We start from the raw sequence: 24,479 nt of genomic DNA, 5'->3' as shown, positions 1-24,479 counted from the left end.
CTGGGGGGACGGTTCGGGGTGTTACCTACAGCATGGCCCGGAAGGGGATTCTCGGGACGATTCAGGGCGCCATTCGGCTGGCGATGCGCGCAGCCTACCCCTTCGCAACGTACAAGATAGCTGGGGAGCCAACCTCGTGCGCTGCCCGGGACCCAATCCTGAGTTCGACCAGCCGGGCAATTCGTGCCGCTACGCCGGATGCTATCTGCCTGACTACCCGAAGGGCCACCCGCACGGTTGTTCGCAGGACGATTACCGGAGCAGCTTGCCGTGCCGTATCCCGATGTCTGCTCCGTGCGGAAGGCAGAAGACTCCCTAGCGGGTTCCAGCCTGCGGTCACGAGTCAGCGAAGGCGGTCAGTTGGGTTCGATGGTAGTCTTGACGTCGCTGCCGGTGGGCTGCGGAGCCGGCGGGACTTCTCTGAGGGTTTCGATACGAGTCCTCTTGGTTGACGCAGCGCCGCACCTGGCTATACTTACTTGGTTGAGCGGCGATGTACAACCGGGCTTTGACCCGGTAGCTTTGTTCTTGCTGGGGATAGTCGTGGGCGTCGTCGCAGCTCTGGGTATAGCGGTCCTTCGTCGTCGTCGGAAGATCCCGCGTGCGAAGAAGTCCAGTGGCGCCAAGGTGAGGCAGGACGTGATCCGGCGCGATCTGAACAGGATGGCCGAGTACGCCGGGGAGTTCAGCGGTTCGGAGCCTGCGGTCAGCCAGTCCTTCGAACCGGGCCTTGCCGCGATGAGAACATACCAGTGGGACGAGGCAATCGAGCTTCTCCATGAGGCAAAGGTCAGGGTCGCCCGGGCGCAACTTGTCCCGCTGCTCGTTCAAGTCGGCGTGTGCCATTTCATGCGGGGCAGTTTGGTTGATGCGCTCGAGGAGTTCGGGGAGGCGTGCCGCCTGTCGGAAAGCGAAGGAGACAAAGAAGGCAAGGCCTCGGCACTTGCCAACATGGGTGTAGTCCGTCACGAATTCGGCCAACACGACAACGCGCTCGAAGACCTCAATCAGGCCCTGGCCATTGCCCGGGAGTCCGACAAGCAGCGGCTGGTAGCGCTCTGCCTTGGCAACATCGGCACTTTCCAGCGCTACCGGGGCCAACTCGACGATGCGCTCAAGTCACACGAAAGAGCGTTGGATTTGTCGCGCCGAATCGGCGATGAACCGGGCGTGGTCAGCGCCCTGGTGAACGCCGCCAGTGTCCGCCGCGACAAGGGTCAACTCGCCGCGGCGCGGGAGTACTATGAAGAAGCAGTTGAGATCGCCGTCAAGATTGGAGACAACCTCGGCTTTGCTGTCGGACTCGGCGGCATCGGCGGCGTCTACCTCGACAAGGGCGAACTCGACAAGGCGCTGAAGTCCCACGAGGAATCGCTGGACGGGGCCCGCCGAATCGACTTCCGCCTGGGTGTGGCTACCGGGCTCGGAAACACCGGACTCACCTTGGAGAAGAAGGGTGCGCACGAACAGGCTGTACCCAGCCTGGCTGAGGCCCTGGCCATCCTCTTGTCAGTCGGCGTGCGCCACGGCAGGAATCAGGCGCTGCTGGGGCTGCTGCGATGCGATGAAGCGCTCGGCCGTGATCGGCTGCAGGAACTGCTGAAGCAGGCCTCTGTTTCGGATGAAGGTGTTGTCGATCTCGTGGACCGCATCGACCAGGTACGCCAGCGACGAAACGAGCCGACAGCGCAGGACTAGCTCCCAGTGACGACGAGGCCGGCCATCGGCCGGCCGGTTCAGACCCCTCGCTGCATGGCAGCTTCGAGCTCGCTGACGTGCTGCCGCACCTTCTCGGCCGAAGCGGCGTCGCTTTCTGAGGCGAGCGAGATGAACTGCTTGTATGCCGCGATCGCGTCTCGGGTCCTGCTCAGGCGCTCGAGGACCAGCGCCTTTGCCTGCCAAGCTGCGGCAAACGACGGGTCAAGATCGGTGGCCTTGTTGCAGCGAGCGAGGGCTTCCTCCGGGCGGCCGAGATTGGCAAGGCAGATGCCCATGTTGTACCAGGCCCTCTCGTCGCGAGGGTTTACTATCAGTGCCTCGTTGAAGCAATTGAGGGCGCCCTCCAACCGGCCAAGGGCGAAAAGGGAGTTGCCCTTGTCGTCCCAGACAGCCGCATCGCGCGGGTTGATCCTCAGGGACTCGTCATAGCAGCGAATCGCTTCCTGATCCCGGCCCAGAGCACTGCAGGCAAGTCCCTTGGCAGCCCAGGCGCCCGCGAGCCGCGGGTGGAGTCTGATGGCTTCGTCGAAATGGGCTACTGCTTGTTCGTAGTGACCCATGGTGTATAGCTCGTTTCCCTTGTCGAGCAGAGCCTTGGCCTCCGCAACATTCTTCACCGCCGGCAGAGCGACGTCGTCCCCACCCTTGGGTTCACGCTCCGCTTCTGCGCGCGGTGCCGCCATCGCCAACTCCGGTTCGCGTTCCGCCACACTATCTTTCTCGAATGGCCTCTGTTCCACCTGCTCGTCGCTCTCGGTTCCGGCATCCCGGGTGTAGACTACGGCCAGGGCAACGAAGAAAATCGCCCACGCCAGCGAGATGTTCGCTGCCCCGGGAATGAACAGCAACGGCAGCGGCGGTGCGACATTGGTGCCGGTGATGATGGCCCGTATCCGCGCCAGGGTGCCGGACTCCACTGCGAGTATGACTATCGGCGGGAGTGCCGCAATAACCGCATACGCCGCAGCCCGGTTCCAATACCAGACCGTCCGGCCTGTCGCGCTGAACTCGCTGGCCAACTACTCCTCTCCGGCACGGCCGCGCCGTGCGGACTCAGAATTGCCCGAGATCGTTCGCGGCCGCGCGCAAGGACACCCCACGCGGCTGTCACTACAAACGAGAATCACCATTCCCACACATAAGAATGGCCAATATTCCCCTCGTGTCAACGGTCGGCAGTGCCGGAATCGTCAAGCGGATGAAACGGCGGCGCCGGGCTCGTCTTCTGCCTGCATCACGGTACAGGAGACCTGGCCCGACAGCCGCGAGCTGTCGGCGATTGATCTCGGCAGCAGGCCGACTGTCGCTGATCGAACCTGCGGCGTGACTACCGGAGCGAGACCCGAAAGCTGCCTGACGTCGCCGCTATCGTTGACATATAGGTCTTTCTATATTATCATCCTGGCGTCTGACGGGCAGGCTTTGCCGGCCCGGAGGAATCAGAATCGGAGCAATTCCCGGACCAGGGCCCCGAGGAAGTGACGATTGGAGATTGTCGATTGCCGAGTCTCCTGGCATTCGACATTCGTAGCTCGCTATTCGTCAATCGGTAGGCCTGCGTCTTGAGGGAACGCTTCATCTGAGATGAGTTAGCAGGTAGGAGTGAGCAGTTAGCAGTTCCAGATCCTAACTCCTAACGGCTAACTCCTAGCTTAGAAGGATCGACATGAATGAACCAGATGCTGTCGGTGAACACCGGCTGGGCGTCGTCGCTGTGTTCGTCGAGAACCGGCTCGATACCGCGCCGAAGGTGAACGAGATACTGAGCCAGTACGGCCGGATTCTTGTCGGCCGGATGGGCGTTCCCTACCGTGAGCGGAACCTGTCGGTCATTTCCGTCATCGTCGACGGTTCGAATGACGAGATCGGCGCCATGACCGGGAAGCTGGGCGCGGTTCCGGGCGTGAGCGTTAAAGCGGCGCTCCGCAGGAAAGAAGGCAATGCAGAATGCAAACTGCAAAATGCTAAGGTCAAAATGGCAGAAGGACCGGAGGAAATGCGATGAGCACAGCTTCGAGGGCTGAAGTAGCTGACTTCATCGACGACCGGAGGATTGAGGAGACGCTGGCGGCGGCGCGGCCCGACGCCGGGCGGGTTCGGGAAGTGCTGGCGAAGTCGCTGGCCAAGAAGCGGCTGGAGCCGGACGAGGCAGCGGCGCTGCTTGCCATCAAGGACCCGGAATTGTGGCAGGAGGTGTTTGCCGCGGCCCGGAAACTCAAGACCGACGTCTACGGCAACCGCATCGTCCTCTTTGCGCCGCTCTACGTCGGCGACAAGTGCATCAACAACTGCGCCTACTGCGGGTTCAAGTGCTCGAATCGTGACGTGGTGCGCAAGACGCTATCGGACGAGGAGCTGCGATCTGAACTCGTGGCGCTGGAGGGCCAAGGCCACAAGCGGCTGATCCTGGTCTGGGGAGAGCACCCGAACTACTCGGCCGAGGAGATGGCGCGCATCGTGAAGATAGCCTACGCGACCAAGGCAGGCAGGGGCGAGATCCGGCGCGTGAACATCAACGCCGCGCCGCTCGATGTTGACGGCTACCGGACGATGAAGGCGGCCGGCATCGGCACGTACCAGGTTCTTCAGGAAACTTACCACCATCCGACCTACGCGGCGGTACATCCCGCGAACACGCGCAAGGGTGACTACCTCTGGCGGTTGACCGCTCACGACCGGGCGATGGCGGGCGGCGTGGACGACGTCGGTATCGGCGCGCTGTTCGGTCTGTACGACTGGCGCTTCGAGGTGATGGGGTTGCTTACCCATACCATCCATCTGGAGGAGCGCTGGGGTGTAGGTCCTCATACCATCAGCTTCCCGCGCATCAACGTGGCATCCAACGTAGAACTCGACCGGACGCACTTTGTCTGCGACGAGGACTTCAAGAAGGTGATTGCGGTGCTACGGCTGGCGGTGCCGTACACCGGCATGATACTTACCGCCCGAGAGACTCCGGAAATGCGGCGCGAGGGCCTGCGGCTCGGTGTCTCCCAGATCGACGCGGGTTCGCGCATCGAGCTGGGCGCTTACCAGGAGTGCCGCGGCGAGGATTGCCAGCAACTGGAGCGCGAGCAGTTCGAGCTGCACGACACGAGGCCGCTCGATGCGGTGGTGGGCGAGCTGGTTCGCGACGGGTACATGCCGAGCTGGTGCACTTCCTGCTACCGGCTGGGCCGGACCGGCGAGCATTTCATGGAGTTTTCGATACCGGGGTTCATCAAGCGCTACTGCACGCCCAACTCGCTGACAACCCTGGCCGAGTACCTGACCGACTATGCGTCGGAGGAGACGAAGCGGGACGGGTTCGCGCTGATCGAGAAGGAAGCGGCGCAGATACCCGACGAGAAGAAGCGGAATACGGTGCGAGAGCGCATCGAGAAGATAAGGACAACCAATGAACGCGACCTGTGTTTCTAGGAACGCGCTATGCCTGATGCATCACGCAGCACGCCAGACCGGTCCGGCATCAAGCGTAGTGCGTAGAGCGTAGAGCGTCATGGAACGGACGCCAAAGTCAATGCGGCTGCACATCGGGATATTCGGCCGTCGCAATGTCGGCAAGTCGTCGCTGTTGAACGCGCTGACGCGGCAGCAGGTGTCGATTGTCTCGGACGTCGCCGGCACTACGACGGACCCGGTCGAGAAACCAATGGAACTACTGCCGCTCGGCCCGGTGCTCTTCATCGACACGGCCGGCGTTGACGATGTTGGCGCTCTCGGCGCCGAGCGGGTTGCGAAGACCAGGAAGGCGCTCGACCGGACTGACCTCGGCGTCATCGTGGCCGACTCCGGCGAGTGGGGCGGCTTTGAGGATGGCATCCTTGCCGAACTGAAGAGACGGAAGGCATCGGTACTGATTGTGTTCAACAAGAGCGACATCGGCCGGCCCGCGCCGGAGTTGGAGGCCCGGTTTCGGGAGCAGGGCGTCCGTTCGGTGCAGGCCTCGATCGCGCGCGGCGAGGGCGTGGCGGCGATTCGGGAGGCGTTGATTGAGGTGGCGCCGGAGGATTTCCTGGCGGAGGCATCGATCATCGGCGACCTCGTTCCCGAACGGGGGCTCGCGGTGCTGGTCGTGCCGATCGACAAGGAAGCGCCCAAAGGACGCATCATCCTGCCGCAGGTGCAGGCCATCCGCGACCTGCTCGACCACGGGCAGCTTTCACTGGTTGTCCGCGAGCACGAACTGAAGGACGCGCTGGCGAGGCTGAACCGGAAGCCGGACCTCGTAGTCACAGACTCGCAGGCCTTCGCCAAGGTTGCGCAGGACACACCGGCCGATGTGAAGCTCACCTCATTCTCGATTCTCTTTGCGCGCTACCGTGGCGACCTCACCGAGATGGTCCGCGGTGCGACGGCAATCGACCGGCTCAGGCCGGGCGACCGCGTGCTGGTCGCAGAGAGCTGCACCCACCATCCGATCGGCGACGACATCGGCCGGGTGAAGATCCCGAACTGGCTCGAGCAGCAGGTCGGCGGCAAGCTTGAGTTCACGACGCACCAGGGGCACGACTTCCCGCCGGACGTGTCGCAGTTCCGGCTGGTGATTCACTGCGGTGCCTGCATGACCAACCGCCGCGCGGTGCTGAACCGCGTAGTCAAATGCCGTGAGGCGGGCGTGCCGATCACCAACTATGGTCTGTCCATTGCCTACGTCCTTGGTATCTTCGAGCGGGCGCTGGAGCCGTTCCCGGCCGCGCTCGATGTGTATCGCACGGCGCGGGACATGACCGAATTGCCCGGCAATTCGGATTGTGTCCCAAGCCGAAGACCAGTAACGACTAGAGGTGCGTCGTGAGCGGTTCCGAGTTCAATCCCTGGGAAGGCGGCTGACCGGGCATGCAGGCCGCGGGCGCGGCCATAAGACTGCTGCAGGGGAAAGGCGGGGGCGGGACCGAGACGAAGGGGTTGACCCGCGACGAGGTGCTGGCCTGGTTGAAGGAAGAAGAAGACTGGAAGCTCAGCTTCCTCTGGGAGGAGGCCGACCGGGTGCGGCGTGAACAGGTCGGCGACGAGGTGCACCTGCGCGGGTTGATCGAAATGTCGAGCTTCTGCCGTCGCGATTGTCACTATTGCGGCATCCGCGGCAGCCGGAAGATCGAGCGCTACCGCATGAGCGAGGAAGAGGTGATGGAGTGCGTCCGGATCGCGCAGAGGCTCGAGTACGGCACGGTCGTGCTGCAGTCAGGCGAGGATCACGGGCTGACCAGTGACTTCATCACCCACCTGGTTCGGCGCATCAAGAGCGAGACGCCCCTCGCCGTCACCCTGGCGCTGGGCGAGCGGAGCCTTGAGGAACTGGCTGCCTGGCGCGAAGCCGGGGCGGACCGGTACCTGCTCAAGCACGAGACGTCGGACCCGGAGCTGTTCCGCCGCATTCACCCGGACTGCAGTACCGAAGTGAGCGACCGTATCGCCCTGCTCAAGGCAGCCAAGGAGATGGGTTACGAGGCGGGTTCAGGCGTGATGGTCGGCATCCCGGGACAGACCTACGAGTCCCTGGCCGACGACATCATGCTCTTCCGCGACCTTGACCTTGAGATGATCGGCTGCGGCCCGTTTGTGCCGCACCCTGATACGCCCCTAGGGCAAATGACGAATGACGAATCCCGAATGACGAATGTCCGGGCACAGGTCCCTGCAACCGACACGATGACGACGAAGGTCGTGGCGCTGACGCGGCTTCTCTGCCCGGACGCGAACATCCCTTCCACCACGGCGCTCGCCACGATCAACCGGGAACGCGGCCGCGAAATGGGGCTCGAACGCGGGGCAAACGTCTGGATGCCGAATCTCACACAGCCTAGGTACCGCGCGCTGTACGAGATCTATCCGGGCAAGGCCAAGGTCATCGATACGGCCGAGGAGTTCCAGAAGAACCTGCTCGCGACGCTCGAGCGCATCGGCCGCGTGCCGGGCAAGGGGCCGGGGGGACGACTACCGAGGGTAAACCTCGAAGCCCGAAACCCGAATGACGATTGAATATGAACGAAGCCTAAGGTGCGAGCCGGTCTTTCTCCGCAATTCGTGCTTCAATCGGATTTCGAGCTTCGTCATTCATCCTTTCGCGCCGTCCAATCGGCCACAGCGCGGTTCGGTCCGTTTGCTTGACCTGAGCTAGCGCCCCTCCTATACTGGCCGGCCATGCCTGAGAATGACGAGGTCCGGGCGGCAGAACGTCAGAGCCGCTTCTGGCTGTTCGTCGCCCTTGCGCTGACGCTGCTCGTCCGCCTCTGGTTCATCCTGGGCATGCGCGGGCAGCCGTTCTCGACCATCGGCCCGCAGATGCTCGACTCCTACTACTACCATCGTTGGGCGGTCGACATCGTCTCCGGCAACTTCTGGGGAACGGACGTCTTCTTTCTCCGGCCGCTCTATCCCTACCTGCTTGCGCTTGTCTACTCGGTCTTCGGCCAGCATATCCTCGCGGTGCAGCTCGTCCAGGCGGTTCTGGCAACCGTCTCCTGCTTCCTGCTGTTCGATACGACCCGCCGGATACTCGGAGCCGGGGCGGCAGCCTTCGCATCGATCGGCTTCGCATTCACCGGCATCCTCGTATTCTACACCGGCTCGCTGCTCTACGTGGAGATCACCGTCCTGCTCAATCTGCTCTTCCTCTGGCTCATACTTGTCGCGGGCGGTCGCACCTGGGTCTGGATGCTATCGGGCCTCTGCTTCGGGCTGCTGGTGATCTGCCGGCCCGAGGTGCTGGTCGCGGCTCCATTAATGCTGCTGTGGCTGGCGAGGAAGTCCGTAGTTGATCGCAAACCGCACATCGCTCGCCGCAGCTCGCTTGTGGCGATGACGGTCGTCGCCCTGGCGGCGATTGCCGTTGTGCCGATTCGAAACTACATCGTCGCGCGGGACCCGGTGCTGTTCACCGCCCACTCCGGCATGAACTTCTACTACGGCAACAACCCGTCGGCGGACGGCACCTGGCAGCCAACGGCCGAGTTTGAGAAGGGCGGCGGGTTTTCGCACGAGAGATTGCGCGAGATCAGCCACACAATCGACGGGAAAGAGGTGAAGGCCTCGGCGGCGTCGGCCTACTGGACGAGGAAGGGGCTTGAGTTCATCACGCACCAGCCACTTGCCTACCTCAGGCTGCTCGGCCGCAAGTTCCTGCTGTTCTTCAGCAACTTCGAGGTGCCGAACAACTACTACCCAGAGACGGCGCGCGCTTCCTCGGTTCCGTTCAAGCTCGCCTTCATCGGCTTCGGGCTTGTGCTTGCGCTTGCGCTTCCTGGAATGGTCTGGGCCTGGCCGAAGCGCGGGCAGGTTGCACCCCTCTACCTGTTCGTCGCCGCGTACCTGTTCTCCGCCCTGCTCTCCTACGTGCTCTCCCGCCTGCGAGCCCCGGCTATTCCCCTTCTGATGATGTTCGCAGGCCTGGGTCTGAGCGAGCTGGTCGAGGCGGTGCGGCGGCGTCGAAGCGCGCGAGCAGCCGTCGGCATCGCCATCGCGGTCGCGGCCTACCTCGCTTCCGTCGCCATTCCGGTGAAGCGCGGGGGCTATTCGGCGCAGGCGTGGACCCAGGCCGGCAACATCCATCTCGAGCAGCAGGACTTCGGCAAGGCCGTGGATGCGTTCCATCGGGCGCTGGCAGCGCTGCCGTCATACAACTACGCCCGCTACTCGCTCGTGCTGGCCCTGGCCGGTGCCGGCCGGACCGCTGATGCCGATGACGAACTGCGTGTGATCGAGCGTTCGACTGCCGGTTCTTCCGACCGCAACACACTCCTGCGGCTGGCCGGGGCCAGAACTGCCATCGCGAACTCAATCAGTACCGCCAGTCCGACCTGGAGACCGGCACGCCGGCTGGCCGATGCGTGGGTTGCGGTCGCCGAGGGCAATCACGCTCTGGCCGAGTCACTCTACCGGGCGAACCTGGCGCAGGATTCCACCGATGCGGAAGCCAGCTTCCTGCTGGGCATGGTCTACGTGCGGATGGACAGCCTGGCCGCGGCGCGCGCATGGCTGACTCGCGCCGTAGCACTCGAACCAGGCAACGATGCGGCTCGTGCCGCGCTGAAGTCCGCGCAATCCCGGCCGGGTGCCGTCCTGGACCCGCAGGACGCTCCGTGACTACGGCAGCACAGGCCGCGCCACTCGTTGTCGCCGAGGGTCTCGTCAAGAGGTTCGGCGAACTGGCGGCGGTGGACGGCATCAACTTCAGCATCGCTCCCGGTGAGGTCGTCGGGTTCCTGGGACCGAATGGCGCCGGCAAAACCACGACCATACGGATGCTCTCCTGCAACTCGCCCCGGACCGGAGGCCGGCTCGATGTCTTCGGCCTGGACGTCGCCCGCCACCCGCGCGAAATCAAGGCCCAGCTCGGCGTGGTGCCGCAGGACAACAACTACGACCCGGATCTCTCGGTCTTTGAGAACCTGCTTGTCTATGCCCGGTACTTCGGCATTCCCAGGCGCGTCGCCCGGCAGCGGGCGGGGGAGTTGCTGGGATTCGTCCACCTGTCCGACAAGTCCGCCGAGAGGGTAGACGAACTCTCCGGCGGCATGAAGCGGAGGCTGATTCTGGCGCGCGGGCTCATCAACACGCCGCGGCTGCTGGTGCTCGACGAGCCGACGACCGGGCTCGACCCGCAGGCACGCAGGCTCATATGGGAGCGGCTGCGCGAGCTGCGGCAGCGGGGCGTGACCATTATCATCACGACCCATTACATGGATGAGGCCGAGCAGATCTGCGACCGGCTGCTGATAATCGACAACGGTCGGGTCATCGCCACCGGTTCGCCGCCGGCGCTCATAGCCGAGCACGCCGGGCAGGAGGTGCTCGAGGTCGTTCCCGAGGGCGGCGCGTCCGGCGCATTGGAAGCGGCGTTGGGCGAGTGCCGGTTCCAGAAGCTTGGCGACAAGTTCGAGGTGTTCGCCTCCGACTGCCCCGAGGCGCTCGGGCGCATCCGCAAGCAGGCGCGACTCACGTCGTACAGCGTGCGGCGCGCAACGCTCGAAGACGTCTTCATTCGACTGACGGGCAGGGAGCTCAGGGACTGACCATGCGGCGGTTCTTCCCTGCCCTGAGCCTGCGCTTGTGGCGGGTCTGGCACCGCAACTTCATCGTCTTCAGACGGTCGTTCCTCGTCAACTTCCTGCTGCCGATGGGCGAACCGATACTCTACCTGGTGGCCATGGGGTACGGGCTTGGGGTCTTCATCCGGGAGATTGACGGCATGCCGTACGCCCGTTTCATCGGGCCGGGGCTCGTCTCGGTCGCGATGATGTACGCCGCGTTCTTCGAGTGCACCTACTCGTCCTTCATCCGGATGATATTCCAGCGTACTTTCGACGCCATCATCGCCACGCCGGTCAATGTCGAGGAGGTCGTGGCCGGAGAGATATTCTGGGGCGCGACCCGGGCGGCAATCAACTCGCTCATGGTCTACCTCGTGGTCGTGCTGTTCGGGCTCGGGCCCTGGTGGCTGCTCCCCCTGGTGCCGGTCTTCGGTTTCGTCTGCGGCGTGCTCTTCGCCTCGCTGGGGATGATCGCGACCGCGCTCGTGCCCTCGATTGACTTCTTCAACTACCCGATTTTCCTCTTCATCACACCGATGTTCCTGTTCAGCGGCACCTTCTTCCCGCTCTCGACCCTGCCGAAAGCGGTGCAGGCTGTCAGCTACGCCGCCCTGCCGCTGACCCACGTCGTCCGCATCAACCGGGGCCTGATTCTCGGGCATTTCAGCCCGGCGCCTCTCGGCAGCCTCGCGTGGATTCTCGTGGTCGGCGCCGCAGCTTTCTTCACCGCCATCGCGCTGATGAAACGCCGGCTCATCAAGTAGACAGCAGGCAGCAGGCGGTGGATAGAAGACAGCAGACCGTATGCCGTACGCTACACGTCGCGTCCTTCAAGCTGATGCCTCGCGACACAGCCGCTCTTGGTCTCTGACCGCGTCTGTTCTCAATCCCCTTCCCGCAGGGCTCTGCGTTCTGGCTTCTGGTACCTGAATTCTGAGTTGTCCGGGCCGTGATTCCCGGCTCAATCTTCCGCTTGACAGGCAGACCATGGGTCGCTATTGTAGATTACTTTGCATCGCAAAGTAATGTGCAGAGCAGAACTAACTGAAAGGGAGGTCTGTATGGCGAAGATTGTAGCGGACGCCACCGCGGTGCCGGCCGTCGACCTGCAGCGCCGTGCCTACCGGGTGCTGAATGAGGATGGCATCGTCGACTTCGCGCTCGGGCTCGGCCTGCTATTCGCGGGATCGTACGTCGGGCTCAACCACGCGGGCGGAGTGAACATGACCGCTTGGGCCGGGCTCGCTCCGGTATTCGTTATGTTGATCGCCCGCGGGCTCAGAAAACGGTTCGTCTATCCTCGTATCGGCTACGCCCGGTCCCGCCCCGCCAGCCCAGCCATCGTGCTCACCGCGACCATGCTGTTGTTGTTGGTCGCCGGGCTCGTCGTGATGACGGTCTACGCCCGGCGCGGGGTTCGTCCGCCCGCGACGCTGATGCCGTGGCTGCTGCGTGCGTTCGCCCTGGCGGGCGCGGCCACACTCGCCTTGATGGGCCGCCAGACCGGGTTCGCGCGGTTCTACGTCCACGCCGGGGTCATCGTGGCCGCGGTGTTTGCCTCGCTGGCCGTGCATGACGTGCACCGCGGGTTGCTGCTGATGCTCGGGCTGCCTGGGCTCGTCCTGCTGGTCACCGGCCTGGTCTGTTTCTTCATCTTTCTGCGCCGGCATCCGAAAACGACAACGGAGGCGACTCATGCCAACTCCTGAACCCGGGAGCCAGGACGTCCAGCCGCTGGCCGAGATCGATCGGGTCATCCACGAGCCGGCGCGGCTGGCAATACTCGGGCTCTTGGCTGCGGTGGACAGCGCGGATTTTCTCTTCGTGCAGAATCAAACCGGCCTTACGGGCGGCAACCTCTCGTCGCACATGACCCGGTTGGAAGAAGCGGGCTACGTCGATGTGACCAAGGAGTTTGTAGACCGCATCCCCCGCACCCTGCTCCGTGCCACGAAGAAGGGCCGCGCGGCACTCCGCCAGTACAAGCGGAACATGCTGCAGGTACTCAAGGGGCTGGCCGGATAGCGAGCGCCCGATTCGCTCGCGCAGCAGACGGCTTGACCTTGTGGCCAGGTTGGATACACTGCGGCTGTATGGGACCTGCCGTTCTCGGCCCAGCTTGCGCAGTAGCCAAACGAAGACAGCTCTGACTTCATGCACAGCACAAGCTTGTCCGAATGCCGCCAGTATCGCGATGCGAAGCGGCAGGGACGGATGCAGAACGGATGAAGAAGGGTGCACGGCGCAGCGCAGTGACCCGAAAACGCTGCTTGGGCAGCAGGAGGATGTGAAATGCCATTTCTGATAGTGCTGTTGACGATAATCATAACCGGATTCTGGTTCTGGCGAGGGATCAAGGCCGGCGGCAGGAGGGAAGGTGTGGACGGGGTGTTCAAGCTCCCGCTGGGGAGAATCGCCGCCGGGTTGGTGATCGGCTTCTTCGTCGCCAGCATCCTGGGCGGATTCGGGACGGTGCCGACCGGACATCGCGGGATCCACTTGCGCTGGAACGCGCCGACCGGCAAAGTGCTCAACCAGGGCATCTACTACGTCATGCCGTTTATTGAGAACGTCTATAAGATGAGCGTTCAGGTCAAGGCACATCACACGAAGGCGGCCGCGGCCTCCAAGGATCTGCAGAACGTCAGCACCGAGGTTACGCTCAACTACGCGGTCCAGCCGGACAAGGCGTCCTCGCTATTCCGTGATGTTGGCGCCGAATACGAGAAGACTATCATCGAGCCGGCGGTCCTGGAAGCGGTCAAGGCGACTACGGCCAACTACAACGCCGAGAATCTCATTACCGAGCGGTCCCTGGTAAAGGACAAGCTGCAGGAACGGCTGAGTGCCCGGCTTTCCACGCACGGGATAGTGGTTGACGCGGTGTCAATTACCGACTTCACCTTCTCGCCCGAATTCACTCAGGCAATCGAGCTGAAAGTGACGGCGACCCAGAACGCGCTCGCGGCCGAGAACAATCTGAAGAAGGTTCAGTTCGAGGCCGAGCAGGCGATTGCCAAGGCCAAGGGCGAAGCCGAAGCCATCCGCATCCAGGTCATGGCCATCCAGCAACAGGGCGGCAAGGACTACGTGGCGCTGAAAGCCATCGAGGTCTGGGACGGCAAACTTCCGACCTACATGCTCGGCAGCAACACCATGCCGTTCATTACCATTCCGAGCGGGACCAAGTAGACCGCGCGGACGGAGATGACTTCGGGGTTCCGATTCCGCCGCGCGTCCGGTTGACGCCTGGCCGGGCACCCCGAGAACGAGCTGTGCAGAACGCCCGGCCCTGCTGCGCCGGGTCCCCGGCCTCCTGCGCTCTGCCGACAGTGGCGCAGCGGCCTGCCGACGTGGGGCTTCCCGCGCCTATCTGGCTTGGATCGTCACGTTGCCGTTGTCGGAGCGGAGCGTGACCGCGGACCCGCCGGCGCCGATGGTGCCGGTCTTGTGCTTTGCGTCGTTGACTACGTAGCTGACGCTACTGAATCCCGTCACCGTGGCGACTCCGTTGCTGGTGGTGATGTCGAAAGTGATGGCGGCGTCGACCGGCAGATAGAGGGTCACGCGTCCGTTGGACGATTGCAGGGCCGCGGCCTCGGTCGGCTCGAGCCCGGCGATATCGCAGTCGATCGCGCCGTTCGCGGCTGTGACGCTGATGCTACCGGAATGAGCGACGGTCGACACCGCGCCGTTGGCGGCGACCACCACGGCGGCGCCGGCCATGCTGTCCAGATTGACCGCGCCGTTGGCGGTTTCCAGGCGGAGCAGGCAGGGCGCCGGAGCGGCGAGCGCGTACTCCGTGTCGTAGCTGCGGGTGTTCGGAGCCGGCACTTTGCCCCAGAGATAGAGGGTCGTGCCGGAGAGCGAGTCGCCGGTCGTGATGTCGGCCAGGTGAGCTTCCGCGTCCGCATGGGAAGTGCCCTTGCGGTTCTTGGTTACGGTGGCGGAGACCAGGGTGTCGGCGCCGGCGCGGACGGCTATGGCGCCGTTGTCGGCCCGGACGTCAACGGCCGTGACGCTGGCGACGGGCCAAGTACTCGTGTCAGGCAGGTCGGCCTGGACATCATAGACGACGCACGCGGCGGCGAGCAGCGTGCCGAGCACCAACGCGGTCAGGTATCGGTTCACGGTTCCCCCTTGGGTTTGCGGACGCCGCGCACAGTCTAGAATCCCGACGCTGGGTGTCAAGCCGCCGTGCGGCCGCAGGGGCCGCATGGCCTCTCTTGATATTCCGCCGATTTGTCCTATAATCTCACAATGCCTGAGCCGGGGTTCGGCATCCGTCCACCGGGATCCAGGCGATTCTGTCGACCTCGAAGGAACGTGTCGGGTCTGACATGGGGTGAGACCCGAATCGTCGTAGAAGGAGTGTTGAGGCGATGAAACAAACCTACGGCGGCTCTTCGCCGAAGCCCAAGGTCCGAAGGTCGCGCCGGAACAGTCCCTGGCCGTTCGTCATAGTCTTGGGCCTGCCGATTCTCACCGCGGTTTTCGGCCTGTCGTTGTGGGTCACGACAGCTTTGCTGCTCACGGGGACGGTACTTCTTCTCTTCAGTCCCCACCTTGGCCAGAAGCGCGCTCGCGACCCGAAGAAGGCATGGTTCCAGCTCATGGAAGTTTTCACCCGGCTCAGGACCGCGCACGCCGCCCTCATGCAATCGCCGGCCGACGCCGCCGCACGTCTGAAGTTCACCCAGCTGGAAACCGAGTGTCGTGAACTCCTCAGCAGCCGTCTTGACTCTGACTGGGGTACGGATGTCAGCTATGTAGAGGCAGTCAAGAAGGAGCTGACCGAGATGCCGGCTCCTGCAGCGGCCCCAGCGGAGAATCCAATCCTGCGCCCACAAGTCCGCTAATCGGGCAGCTGGAGGAGTTGAGAAAGCAGGGCCTGTTGTTCGACAGCGCGTTGCAGGCGTTTTCCGAGCGGCTCAAGGCCCTGGCCTCAGAGAGGGCGTGTGACGTGCTGGCGGCGATATGTGGATTCCACCTTGAGTGAGCTCCTGGAGCGGCTCGAACGTGGAGATGGTGATATCGCGGTGAGGGCCGAGACTGCGGCCCAGCTGAACTAGAGCGCCGCCGTGGGCTGACGGTTGATAGCCGGCGGCTCGTGATCGTCGCTGCCGAACGTGGCGCCACGGTGTGTCCGAGCAGATACCATTTGCGGCCGTCCGGTGACACTTAGTCTTGCCCCGAGACGCCTATGTTACGCAGTTCCCGCCTGTCATTCCCTGGCATCAAGAGTGCCATAGACTGGGTGTGTACGTCGTCTATCCTCACGACAACGGTTGGCTCCGATGGTGGCACTCGGATGGTGCGTTCACATTGGGGAGTTGAAGTGAGATTGAGAGGAGGACTGATATGAAGGATGCGAGTCGGCCGATATCACTCGGGTTGTTTGCGCTCGTCCTGCTCTGCTTCCTGCTACCGTTCGCTCGGATCTCCTGCGACAAGCAGGTGGTCGTTCAGGCCAATGGCTACGAGGTGGCGTTTGGCAAGGAAATCCCTGCCCAGCCGGACTCCACCGGTGGCAAGAAGACCTGGCAGGGCGAGCCGGCCAGGCCTGACTTCGTGGCCATCGTCTTCCTAGTCGCAACCTTGGCAGGAATCGGACTGGCCCGGGTCAAAGGACGGCGCGGAGCGATCATCCGCGCGACATACAGCGGCCACTGCCTGCTGCTGCCCCTTGCGCTCTGGTTCGATCTCTCGATACGGACCCGCGGCGATCTGGAGATGCTAGCGGGCTTCTGGGCAACGTTTGTGCTCTTCGCGGCTGCCTGTGTCGTCAATCTGCTATACATCCGCCGCCTCCGGTCAGAGCCAGCAGGTTGCGGCTAGCCGTCGCGACTATGGTCGGCCGCTGAACAGCGGCACCAGGCCAGCGGCCCAGGTTGCGCAGGCAACCAGCACTTCTCGGTTTGCAGCATTCATCGTTACCTCTTTTCTGCATCGAATCCTATTGATGTGCCGCCCGATTGTCACTCAACAGGATGCAGGTCCGGGGCCAAAGAGCGGGCGGCCGGATTGCTCCGGCCGCCACTGCGGTTGGGGTTCCGAGACAGCTAGCGGTATTCGTCGACGAGGTCGTCGGCGTAGGCCGCGACCGAAGCGGCGAGGTCATCGACCTCGTTGATGCCGGCATCGACCATCTGGGCGGTGATGAACCGGTGGCCGGGATACCAGACGTAGGAAACCGATATCGCCGAGTTGTAGCCCGGGTCGTCAGGGTCGCGTTCCATCGAGATGATGTAGAGTTCAAGCCGGGCATTGTCCTGTGAGTAGACAACGCGCAGCCCCTGGTCGCGAAGCTGCTCGCGGACCGAGTTGGCAAACGCCGAACCGACGGCGTCGTCACCGGTGTAGCGCACGTAGACTCCGACCCGCGCACGCGGAACCCGGATGACATGAGGATAGTGGATCGGGGGGTAGTAGATGACCGGGCCCAAGTAGAAAAGGAATCGCCACGAATCATAGTAGTGCCGGTACCGCCAATGGTCGTGCGGGCCGTGCCGGTGGCGTCCGCCGTGATAGTACGTGGGGCGACGGTCGAACGGGCCGGGCCCGTGTCCGCCGCGGTAGCCACCGCCACCACGCCCACGGTTGGGCTCGCCACCGCTGCGCAGGACGTTGACTTCCGTCCCGGCGCCGGAGGTGCCATCGCTCCACCTTGTCTGGATCCGGGCCGGTTCGGTGTAGCGCCGGTCCTGCTGTTCGTACCGGTCCGGCGTCTGGTTCACCTGCGGTCTGGATTCCGGGGCCTGGGCCGCATCACGCTCGGTCCGTGGCGACCTGGCACCGTCGGACCCGTTTCCAGTGGACTGTGAGCCTCTCTCTTCAGAAACGGGAGCGCGGTTCTCATTGGGCCGCGACTGGGACGCTTGGTCCGGCCTCTCAACTTCCGTGGCCGGCTGGGTCGGGACTACCGTGGTCTTGTCCTCTCTATCCGACCTGGACCCGTCTGAATCGGCATTGTCGCCGGCCCCAGCCGTCAGGACCATTGCCGCCAGCGCCAGCACCAGCAGCGTCGTCTTCGAGTTCTTCATAGTCACCTCTTTCGGGTGGATTGTTCCTGCCACCCGTTCAGGAATCTCACTTGCGCTCCTGCTGCCTGGACGTTGAACCGGGCCTCAGTGTTACCCGCACTTCGGGTTCGACCTCGGCACCCTTCGCCTATCTCAGACACATACAATCATACCATCCCTGCTATTCCCTGCCAACAGTCACGCAACTATGGACAAACAGGGACTGGTATGGACTCCAGCATTCTGCATTCTGGCCTCTGCCTTCCGTTTTCGTCTCATCGGAGGCGACATTCTCCCTCTAACCGCCTGTAAATAAAGCTTGACAGAGGGGAAGCTAGGCCGAGAATCAGGCATAAGTGGCCGACCAAAGGCGGCCATCAGGGGTCCGATGGAATCCAGAATTGCCCCGAAAGGGCAGAAAGGACTCGTATATGCCGAGAGGACAGGCCCTCATGAAGAGGACCGTGAAAATGACCGATGAGATGCAGCCGGTGTTCGGCCCGGGCAAGGTCATCAAAGTCAGTGACCTGAACAAGAAGCTCTGGGCCTACATCAAGAAGAACAAGCTGATGTCCGGTGAAGGCCCGCTGATGAAGCGCTCCATCAAGGTGACCGATGACATGAAGCCGGTGTTCGGTTCCAAGGCAACCGTCAAGATCGGCGAGATGATGAAGCTGCTCTGGGTCTACATCAAGAAGAACAAGCTGTTCTAGTTCGTTCGACAAAGGCCACCGGGCTCGTGCGGCGAAGACCCGCGCGGGCCCGGAGCCGTTTTGCCGGGAACGAACGCGCTGTCCGACAGTGGCCGCTGAGGCCAAGTCAGAAGTCAGATACCAGAATGCAGAAGTCAGAACTGCCGGAAGCGGACAGCGGAAAAAGGTGGACGGTCGGACCCCAGGCCAGGCGCACTGTCGGACAGTGACCGCCTAGGCCAAGCGCGAAACCCGAGCCGGGGAGAAGCTCGAATGAGCGAAATCGGTCAACTCGGACTTCGAGCTTTGCCCGCATTCAATCGTCATTCGGACTTCCGGCTTCGGGTTTTGCCCTCGCTGCGGTTCGCGGTCTGCGGTGTGCTGTCGGAAAAGAAGAGAGCGGCGACCTCGACACGGTCCGGTCCCGGACCGCAGTAGGATTCGTAGTGCGTGCCGAGGTCCAGAATCTCCTTCCTGGCGACGTCGCCCAGGTAGCGTCGGTAGGCTTCGTCAGCGGATTCCACGGGCACGCGCAGTCCCTGGACGTAGAAGCGCTCAATAGTGACCGTCTCATTCGGGTACGCCATCGCGACCAGCCTGCGGCAGTAGGCAGCCGGCTCTTCCAGCTGGAGTTCCTCGCGGAAGGCCACAACCGAGACCCTCAACACCGTCCCGCCCTTCGCTTGTTCGGTCAGGCGGGCGGCGTCGTAGAACCGCCACATCCTGGCGCTGGTTGAGAACCAGCTCTTGTCAGGCAGCAGACCCAGGTCGGACCCGAAGAGCTGGTCGAAGAGGAGGCGGAAGCAGTTCACCGGCGAGGGCGAATAGCTCGGAGACCCGGTCATCTTCGGAATGTGGTAGGCGTTGAGAATTGCCAGCTGTTCAGACAGCTCAGCGGGTTCGGGGTCGTTCCAGGTGAGCACCGAGCTCGGGCCGTGGTCGGCCTGGAGGATGATGACCGGCGGCTGCGGCGATGACGCAAGGATCCGCTCGATCGCGGTCTTTGCCTTGCCGTTGATGAACTGAACCTGCGCGCGGTACTTCTCGACATAGTCGTGCCGGAGCCTGTCAACGTCCGCGGTCTGATAGGTGCCGCCCTCGGTCATCGTGAAGTAGCTCTGCGGCTCCGTCTTCTCGCCCTGCGCGCCGAAGACAAACGGCGGGTGCGGGCTCAGTATGTGGCAGAAGACGAACACCGGGTGCTTCAGTCGCGCGGCATCCGGCAGGTGCTCAAAGGCGTACAACACACGCTCGCGGTGCAGATCGCTCTGCGACCTCTTCAGAAGGGGGTTGAGGATGAGCGGCAGGGCGGTGGTGTTGATGAGGATTCTCTGAAACTCGCTCAGGGCCCAGCGTGGTGCAAAATGGATGTCGGCGTCCCTGATGTCGGTGCCGGTGCAGCCGGAAGCGAACGAAGCGATCGTGTATCCGCGCTTCCGGAGTTCTCTAACCACCCGGCTCTCTCCGATCATACGGACCAGAGGTGCGTGGCTGTCTGTCTCCGGCCCGAGCTTGGCCGCCACCGCGTCGAGATACGTCATGTTCAGGGAGGACGCCAACGAGAGGTGGGTCCGTGCATAGTTCGACCGGCTGCGGGTCCCGACGCGGAAGCCTCTCTGTTCAAGCCACGATATGAACCCGGAGTTGTCGTAGCCATAGACCGAGGCGAGGATGTCGGCGCGAGCGTAGCCATCGAGGATAATGTAGTAGATGTCGGGCAGGTTCGCGGCCTGCGTCGTCGTGGCACGCGTCGCATTCAGCGATGCAGCACGGCTGCGCAGGAGAGTCGGGACCCCGGTGACGAGGTTGACGGCAACCAGCACCAGCGAGACGGCATTCAGGAGGAGTGTCAGCCTGGCGAACTCCAGACGCGGCACGCCGAGAAAGATGACGCCCAGCAGCAGAACGCCGCCTGCAATGCCGGGCAGGAGTTCTGGTGGAGCAGAAGTACCGACCGCGCCGAGCACACGACCGTAGGTGAAGAACAAGGCCAGAAAGAGAGAGACAACAAGCGCCGCCCGGCGGCTGTTGCCGAGTACCCGCCACAGGAACAGCCAGAGAACGAGCGCTACCGTGAATGACGCGATGAGCGGAAGCACGAGTTCGGATGGAGTTATCGGAATTCTCGAGGCACTGTAGGCATAGAGAAACAGCGTCGGGGCGAGGGCGAACAGGAAGTGGTGAATCGGGATGGGTCGCTTCTCAGCCGAACGCGGGCGGCGGGCTGGATCCTCGGTCATTGTCTGGGTTGGCGGAGTTCCATCAGATAGATGTTGCGCTCGGAATCCCTGACCGGGGACGAGGCGAGGAGGGCGAAGCGGGCCGAGAATGCTCGCTCGAAGGCTTCTCTGGTGTAGTTCGGGAAGATGTCCTCGCGGGTGGCGAGCAGCCGCTGCACTTGCGAGTCGGTCTTGGGCACAAACTCGATGATCAGAGTCCGGCAGATACCGGCCGTGAAGTCAACGATGCGGTCGAGGGGCAGGTTGTTGCCGATAGCCAGATGGTGAATCAGCGCAAGGGCCATCGCAGTGTCGCAGGGACCACGTTCGATCAGGGACTGGCGCTCGCGATTCTGCCAGCCGATCGCCGGGCTGGGATTGGTCACGTCGGAGAACAGGGGCAGCATGCTCTTTTCGTCACGCTTGCGGCAGTCGAGGTAGTTGAGTTCGACCGCGGCCGGGTCGATATCAAAGGCGATCGTGGGAATACCGCGCTCGGCGGCGATCCGGCTGAACCGGCCGGTGTTCGCTCCCAGGTCCCAGACGGTCTTCGGCTGCGCCTTCTGCAGGTATTCGCCGACCAGTCGAGTCTTGTGCTCAAGCGAGTCGGCGGTGTAGTTCGTGGCCGCGTAGTAGTCAGCCCACTCCGTGCCCTCAGGCTTCCAGGAGAGTTTTCTCGTCGTGGACTCCAGGTTGTCGATGAGCCCGAGGTACGCCATGCGACTCATCTTGCGGCCGTCGGGTTTGGCCTGCTTGTCGGCGTACTTGCGTTGGGTCTGGGCATGGAGGTGGATGTGAGTTCCGAGGCCGAGATTCAGGCGCGTCTTCGACGGCAGCAGGTGGCTGGCGAGGTCGAGCGGGATGCCATCGATGTTCACGCGCAGCAACTGGCCGAGACGGACATCGGCGTGGCTCATCAGCGCGAGGGGCGCGAGGAAGTGCTGGCAGAACTGGCGGTAGGCGACCCACGGCTCGCCTTCGCAGTAGCGCTCGAACGAGAGCGTGTCAATCATGACCGGTCGGCAGCCGCGAAACTGGATGTTGTAGGCGCTCGCATCCTTGAGCGACATGCCGCGTTCGACCGCCTGCTTCTGCACGGCGAGGGTCGCCAGTGCCGCGTCCTGCAACTGGCTGAAACACCATTCGTAGGCGTAGGATATGAAGGGGATTACCTCGGGCTCGATTACAAGGCTGCCTCCGCCGGACATGTGTGGTTCAGACGTCTCGACGTGTGGTACGAGCAGACCTTGAGTGGTCAGGTCCTGGTAGAGACCTGACTCCATGAGCAGCTTGTAGTCGGCGCGATAGCTGGCGTTCACCTGACGATAGAGCCGACCGCCGCGATGGAACAGAAAACCGCTCGGGTCGCGGAATGAACTCGGTAGCGACTCGTCAGTTCGCATTATCAGCCGGGTCGGATTTCAACCGCCGATACACGCCGATCAACGCCGATAGATGTCACAGGTTCGGAGCCGTTTCTGCGTTCATCTGCGTTCATCGGCGGCTACACGCTCCTCTTCCTTCCATGCCCGGCCTTGGCGGTTTCCTCTCAATGTCGGGTCTTGGACGTGAACAGGCGCTTCACAAAAGCGATGACTCGTTTCCAGAAGAGCCCGACAGCGAAGAGGCCGCCCAGCGGGCCGACGATGAGAAACTGGACTGCGCAGCTTCCGGTGCCCGGGGTCAAGGTCGGCATACGCGGGTCGTAGCAGGGTCGGCGAGACCAACGCCGCCAGCATGACAATCAGCCCGATGCGAGGAGAAGGCCGCTTCATTGACGGTTGGGAATTGTAGCCCGCGCCTCGGGCGTGTCAATCAACCGATCAGCTGACCGCGCCTCTCGTTGCCTCTGTTGACAGTCTGGGGCAGTGTTCTATAGTCTGAGGATGATTCTGCGGGTCTACGTTGACACGTCGGTGATTGGTGGATGCTTGGACGAGGAGTTCGGCGTATACTCCCAGCGGCTGGTGGACGACTTTGACAGAGGGCGGTTGCGCGCGGTGATCTCCGATATTACTCTGGCCGAACTGGAAACAGCGCCTCCGAGAGTTCGCCAGTTTCTCACTCGTCCAGGGCTTGCGGAGGCCGAGCGAGTGGAGATCAATGATGAGGCGGTCGCCTTGGCTGATGCCTACATCCGCGAGGGTGCCGTCCTGGAAAGCAGCAGAGCTGACGCCCTGCATATTGCCGTGGCCACAGTCAGCCGCGTCGACGTGGTGGTGAGCTGGAACTTCAGGCACATAGTGAAGCTCAGCCGGATTCGAGCCTACAACGCGGTGAATCTCAAGCTCGGATACCCGGGACTCGAAATCAGGTCTCCGCTGGAGGTGTACTACGAAGAAGAATAGGTCATTTGACGCTGTCGGCTTCATGCGGGCGGCCAGGGACCGCATGAGTAAGGAAATGAACGGCATGACGCCCCAGGAACAGATAGACTACATCCGCAGAAAGTCGGCAGCCTTGGCGGGCAAACATGAACATGCTGCGCCACCCGAGCCGGTCGTCGTCTCCGACAAACCACCCCGGCCCTGAGGGCTCTGCGCCGGTGATTCGGCGGCACGCAAAATGCGGAAGAAGACACAACGAGTCGCGGCGCGGTGGAACGAGAGAGACTGCTCCCCAAACCCGATGTTGAACCACAAAGACACCAAGAACACCAGGCAGACAGAGCTGACTTCCGTCCTCACCCTCTTTGTGTCTTGGTGCCTTGGTGGTGATGTCCTGTGTCGGATTCAGGGCTGCTTGCGCGGCTACTTGACTCTTGACCGCTGCAGGGATACGCTTACGTAGCGACGCCGAGTGTGGCGGAGTAGGCGGAATCCGTCCACGGTTCCTGACGGCGCCAGACTGCGTGGGGTCAGTTACGTCCGGGGGTGCAGAATGTCACTTGACTGTGTTCTCCGTCTTTCTGTCCGAACCATCGCCTCACATATCCGGGCGGTACGACCCGTGGCCGTGCTGTTAGCCATTTGCTGCTGCTTGTCGGCCGTCAGCGGCCAGTGGCTGGAGGAGACCATCTATCTGCCGGACTCGTTCGGTGGGCTGCTTCAACCGCAGAGCCTAGTGTACGATTCGGTCCACAATGCAGTCTACGTTGCCGGCGACGCGGGCGACTGCGTGATAGTGCTAGACGGTTCCTCTGGTCAGAGAGTCGCCCGTATCCCGATCTGCGGACCTGCCAGGGCCCTCTGCGTCAACCCGCGTGAGAACAAGGTCTACTGCGCGAACGAGAACAATGAGTGCGTGACCGTGATAGGCAGCGCTGCCAATTCAGTCATTGCGACTGTACCCACCGGCATCTTCCCGAACGCTCTGTGCTACAACTCGCAGGACAACAAGGTCTATTGCGCAAACGACTCCAGCACAAGCGTGACTGTCATCGCAGGCGTAGTGGATTCGGTGGTCGCCACTGTTGCCGTGGGGAGCAACCCCCGTGCCATCTGCTACAACCCGGCTGAGAACCAGGTGTACGTCGCCAACTATGGCAGCGGGAGTGTGACCGTTATCGCAGGCAACTCTGACTCGGTTGTCACGACTGTGACTGTTGGAGCGAACCCCATTGCCCTCTGCTACGAGAGCATGTCCCTCGGTTAGTTGAAATTCCTAGCGGCTCCCACATCACTTTAGGCAACTCTCTCTGTTGCGTCAATTTCTTTCGGTGACGCGGACCGTTCCAGTGCACTCAGCAATGCGGGGATGTGCCGGTAGCCATCTACGCACCGGAAGTGCTGCTCGGCATGTAGCAGCCCAGCTACACACCAGCGCCAGCGCATCTCGCCAGGGCGCCAGCGCTTC

General features: G+C 62.8%; 21 protein-coding genes. 16 read left to right on the top strand and 5 right to left on the bottom strand.

The window, feature by feature from the left end; translation table 11 throughout:
- The first annotated feature begins 369 nt into the window (after positions 1 to 369).
- Positions 370 to 1,698: a tetratricopeptide repeat protein gene (locus FJY68_04625; GenBank protein ID MBM3331123.1), complete on the top strand. Its 1,329-nt coding sequence runs from the start codon at positions 370 to 372 to the stop codon at positions 1,696 to 1,698.
- A 38-nt stretch (positions 1,699 to 1,736) separates the two neighbouring features.
- Here the strand turns inward: FJY68_04625 and FJY68_04620 are convergent, their stop codons facing one another.
- Positions 1,737 to 2,738 carry a tetratricopeptide repeat protein gene (locus tag FJY68_04620; GenBank protein ID MBM3331122.1) on the bottom strand — a complete coding sequence of 334 codons (1,002 nt, stop codon included), beginning with the start codon at positions 2,736 to 2,738 and terminating at the stop codon, positions 1,737 to 1,739.
- Positions 2,739 to 3,385: 647 nt separating this feature from the next.
- On the opposite strand from FJY68_04620, the gene FJY68_04615 reads away from it, so the two are divergent.
- The 10 genes from FJY68_04615 (at position 3,386) to FJY68_04570 (ending at position 13,943) form a co-directional block, all read left to right on the top strand.
- On the top strand, positions 3,386 to 3,724 hold the full coding sequence (locus FJY68_04615) for a CopG family transcriptional regulator (protein MBM3331121.1): 339 nt from the start codon (positions 3,386 to 3,388) through the stop codon (positions 3,722 to 3,724).
- Positions 3,721 to 5,139, top strand: a complete 1,419-nt coding sequence (gene hydG / locus FJY68_04610; GenBank protein MBM3331120.1) for a [FeFe] hydrogenase H-cluster radical SAM maturase HydG — start codon at positions 3,721 to 3,723, stop codon at positions 5,137 to 5,139. The genes FJY68_04615 and hydG overlap by 4 nt, the downstream gene beginning before the upstream one ends.
- 79 nt (positions 5,140 to 5,218) lie before the next feature.
- On the top strand, positions 5,219 to 6,517 hold the full coding sequence (hydF, locus tag FJY68_04605; protein MBM3331119.1) for a [FeFe] hydrogenase H-cluster maturation GTPase HydF: 1,299 nt from the start codon (positions 5,219 to 5,221) through the stop codon (positions 6,515 to 6,517).
- Positions 6,518 to 6,627: 110 nt separating this feature from the next.
- The gene (hydE, locus tag FJY68_04600; GenBank protein MBM3331118.1) at positions 6,628 to 7,701 is read left to right on the top strand and encodes a [FeFe] hydrogenase H-cluster radical SAM maturase HydE; all 1,074 of its coding nucleotides are present in this window, start codon (positions 6,628 to 6,630) and stop codon (positions 7,699 to 7,701) included.
- 162 nt (positions 7,702 to 7,863) lie between these two features.
- A complete protein-coding gene (locus tag FJY68_04595; GenBank protein ID MBM3331117.1) occupies positions 7,864 to 9,804 on the top strand; it encodes a hypothetical protein in 1,941 nt (646 codons plus the stop codon).
- Complete coding sequence (locus FJY68_04590; GenBank protein ID MBM3331116.1) at positions 9,693 to 10,733, top strand: ABC transporter ATP-binding protein; 1,041 nt, start codon at positions 9,693 to 9,695, stop codon at positions 10,731 to 10,733. Before FJY68_04595 ends, FJY68_04590 begins: the two co-directional genes overlap by 112 nt.
- Before the next feature lie 2 nt (positions 10,734 to 10,735).
- Positions 10,736 to 11,515, top strand: a complete 780-nt coding sequence (locus tag FJY68_04585; protein MBM3331115.1) for an ABC transporter permease — start codon at positions 10,736 to 10,738, stop codon at positions 11,513 to 11,515.
- A 297-nt stretch (positions 11,516 to 11,812) separates the two neighbouring features.
- Positions 11,813 to 12,460 (top strand): hypothetical protein, encoded by a 648-nt coding sequence (locus FJY68_04580; GenBank protein MBM3331114.1) that lies wholly within the window; start codon positions 11,813 to 11,815, stop codon positions 12,458 to 12,460.
- Positions 12,447 to 12,776: a transcriptional regulator gene (locus FJY68_04575; GenBank protein ID MBM3331113.1), complete on the top strand. Its 330-nt coding sequence runs from the start codon at positions 12,447 to 12,449 to the stop codon at positions 12,774 to 12,776. The genes FJY68_04580 and FJY68_04575 overlap by 14 nt, the downstream gene beginning before the upstream one ends.
- Before the next feature lie 267 nt (positions 12,777 to 13,043).
- Positions 13,044 to 13,943, top strand: a complete 900-nt coding sequence (locus FJY68_04570; GenBank protein MBM3331112.1) for a prohibitin family protein — start codon at positions 13,044 to 13,046, stop codon at positions 13,941 to 13,943.
- A gap of 177 nt (positions 13,944 to 14,120) precedes the next feature.
- On the opposite strand, the gene FJY68_04565 is transcribed toward FJY68_04570, so the two are convergent.
- Positions 14,121 to 14,882 carry a DUF4097 domain-containing protein gene (locus tag FJY68_04565; protein MBM3331111.1) on the bottom strand — a complete coding sequence of 254 codons (762 nt, stop codon included), beginning with the start codon at positions 14,880 to 14,882 and terminating at the stop codon, positions 14,121 to 14,123.
- Positions 14,883 to 15,133: 251 nt separating this feature from the next.
- Between FJY68_04565 and FJY68_04560 the strand changes: the two genes are divergently transcribed.
- Both FJY68_04560 and FJY68_04555 read left to right on the top strand, forming a co-directional pair.
- On the top strand, positions 15,134 to 15,610 hold the full coding sequence (locus tag FJY68_04560; GenBank protein MBM3331110.1) for a hypothetical protein: 477 nt from the start codon (positions 15,134 to 15,136) through the stop codon (positions 15,608 to 15,610).
- A gap of 502 nt (positions 15,611 to 16,112) precedes the next feature.
- A complete protein-coding gene (locus FJY68_04555) occupies positions 16,113 to 16,589 on the top strand; it encodes a hypothetical protein (protein ID MBM3331109.1) in 477 nt (158 codons plus the stop codon).
- A 224-nt stretch (positions 16,590 to 16,813) separates the two neighbouring features.
- On the opposite strand, the gene FJY68_04550 is transcribed toward FJY68_04555, so the two are convergent.
- The gene (locus FJY68_04550) at positions 16,814 to 17,794 is read right to left on the bottom strand and encodes a hypothetical protein (protein ID MBM3331108.1); all 981 of its coding nucleotides are present in this window, start codon (positions 17,792 to 17,794) and stop codon (positions 16,814 to 16,816) included.
- Positions 17,795 to 18,204: 410 nt separating this feature from the next.
- Here FJY68_04550 and FJY68_04545 point away from each other — a divergent pair, with 410 nt between their 5' ends.
- Positions 18,205 to 18,486 carry a hypothetical protein gene (locus FJY68_04545; GenBank protein MBM3331107.1) on the top strand — a complete coding sequence of 94 codons (282 nt, stop codon included), beginning with the start codon at positions 18,205 to 18,207 and terminating at the stop codon, positions 18,484 to 18,486.
- Between the two features lie 302 nt (positions 18,487 to 18,788).
- Here FJY68_04545 and FJY68_04540 read toward each other — a convergent pair whose 3' ends face one another.
- Together FJY68_04540 and FJY68_04535 are read right to left on the bottom strand one after the other, a co-directional pair.
- Positions 18,789 to 20,705, bottom strand: a complete 1,917-nt coding sequence (locus tag FJY68_04540) for a hypothetical protein (GenBank protein ID MBM3331106.1) — start codon at positions 20,703 to 20,705, stop codon at positions 18,789 to 18,791.
- Positions 20,702 to 22,087, bottom strand: a complete 1,386-nt coding sequence (locus FJY68_04535) for an SAM-dependent methyltransferase (protein MBM3331105.1) — start codon at positions 22,085 to 22,087, stop codon at positions 20,702 to 20,704. The genes FJY68_04540 and FJY68_04535 overlap by 4 nt, the downstream gene beginning before the upstream one ends.
- A gap of 483 nt (positions 22,088 to 22,570) precedes the next feature.
- Here FJY68_04535 and FJY68_04530 point away from each other — a divergent pair, with 483 nt between their 5' ends.
- Both FJY68_04530 and FJY68_04525 read left to right on the top strand, forming a co-directional pair.
- Positions 22,571 to 23,032, top strand: coding sequence for a type II toxin-antitoxin system VapC family toxin (locus FJY68_04530; GenBank protein MBM3331104.1), 462 nt, complete (start codon positions 22,571 to 22,573; stop codon positions 23,030 to 23,032).
- Positions 23,033 to 23,564: 532 nt separating this feature from the next.
- On the top strand, positions 23,565 to 24,278 hold the full coding sequence (locus FJY68_04525) for a YncE family protein (GenBank protein MBM3331103.1): 714 nt from the start codon (positions 23,565 to 23,567) through the stop codon (positions 24,276 to 24,278).
- Positions 24,279 to 24,479 lie beyond the last annotated feature (201 nt).

This window comes from candidate division WOR-3 bacterium (genome assembly GCA_016867815.1).
In the GTDB taxonomy this organism is placed as follows: domain Bacteria; phylum Hydrothermota; class Tepidihabitantia; order Tepidihabitantales; family Tepidihabitantaceae; genus UBA2258.
Note: the sequence above shows the minus strand (reverse complement) of the source record. Positions and strands in the feature narration are given on the sequence as shown.

Coding starts and splice junctions, on each gene's coding strand:
- FJY68_04625 (MBM3331123.1), top strand. CDS start 370: ATGGTAGTCTTGACGTCGCTGCCGGTGGGCTGCGGAGCCGGCGGGACT.
- FJY68_04615 (MBM3331121.1), top strand. CDS start 3,386: ATGAATGAACCAGATGCTGTCGGTGAACACCGGCTGGGCGTCGTCGCT.
- hydG (MBM3331120.1), top strand. CDS start 3,721: ATGAGCACAGCTTCGAGGGCTGAAGTAGCTGACTTCATCGACGACCGG.
- hydF (MBM3331119.1), top strand. CDS start 5,219: ATGGAACGGACGCCAAAGTCAATGCGGCTGCACATCGGGATATTCGGC.
- FJY68_04595 (MBM3331117.1), top strand. CDS start 7,864: ATGCCTGAGAATGACGAGGTCCGGGCGGCAGAACGTCAGAGCCGCTTC.
- FJY68_04590 (MBM3331116.1), top strand. CDS start 9,693: ATGGCTGACTCGCGCCGTAGCACTCGAACCAGGCAACGATGCGGCTCG.
- FJY68_04585 (MBM3331115.1), top strand. CDS start 10,736: ATGCGGCGGTTCTTCCCTGCCCTGAGCCTGCGCTTGTGGCGGGTCTGG.
- FJY68_04580 (MBM3331114.1), top strand. CDS start 11,813: ATGGCGAAGATTGTAGCGGACGCCACCGCGGTGCCGGCCGTCGACCTG.
- FJY68_04575 (MBM3331113.1), top strand. CDS start 12,447: ATGCCAACTCCTGAACCCGGGAGCCAGGACGTCCAGCCGCTGGCCGAG.
- FJY68_04570 (MBM3331112.1), top strand. CDS start 13,044: ATGCCATTTCTGATAGTGCTGTTGACGATAATCATAACCGGATTCTGG.
- FJY68_04560 (MBM3331110.1), top strand. CDS start 15,134: ATGAAACAAACCTACGGCGGCTCTTCGCCGAAGCCCAAGGTCCGAAGG.
- FJY68_04555 (MBM3331109.1), top strand. CDS start 16,113: ATGAAGGATGCGAGTCGGCCGATATCACTCGGGTTGTTTGCGCTCGTC.
- FJY68_04550 (MBM3331108.1), bottom strand. CDS start 17,794: ATGAAGAACTCGAAGACGACGCTGCTGGTGCTGGCGCTGGCGGCAATG.
- FJY68_04545 (MBM3331107.1), top strand. CDS start 18,205: ATGCCGAGAGGACAGGCCCTCATGAAGAGGACCGTGAAAATGACCGAT.
- FJY68_04540 (MBM3331106.1), bottom strand. CDS start 20,705: ATGACCGAGGATCCAGCCCGCCGCCCGCGTTCGGCTGAGAAGCGACCC.
- FJY68_04535 (MBM3331105.1), bottom strand. CDS start 22,087: ATGCGAACTGACGAGTCGCTACCGAGTTCATTCCGCGACCCGAGCGGT.
- FJY68_04530 (MBM3331104.1), top strand. CDS start 22,571: ATGATTCTGCGGGTCTACGTTGACACGTCGGTGATTGGTGGATGCTTG.
- FJY68_04525 (MBM3331103.1), top strand. CDS start 23,565: ATGTCACTTGACTGTGTTCTCCGTCTTTCTGTCCGAACCATCGCCTCA.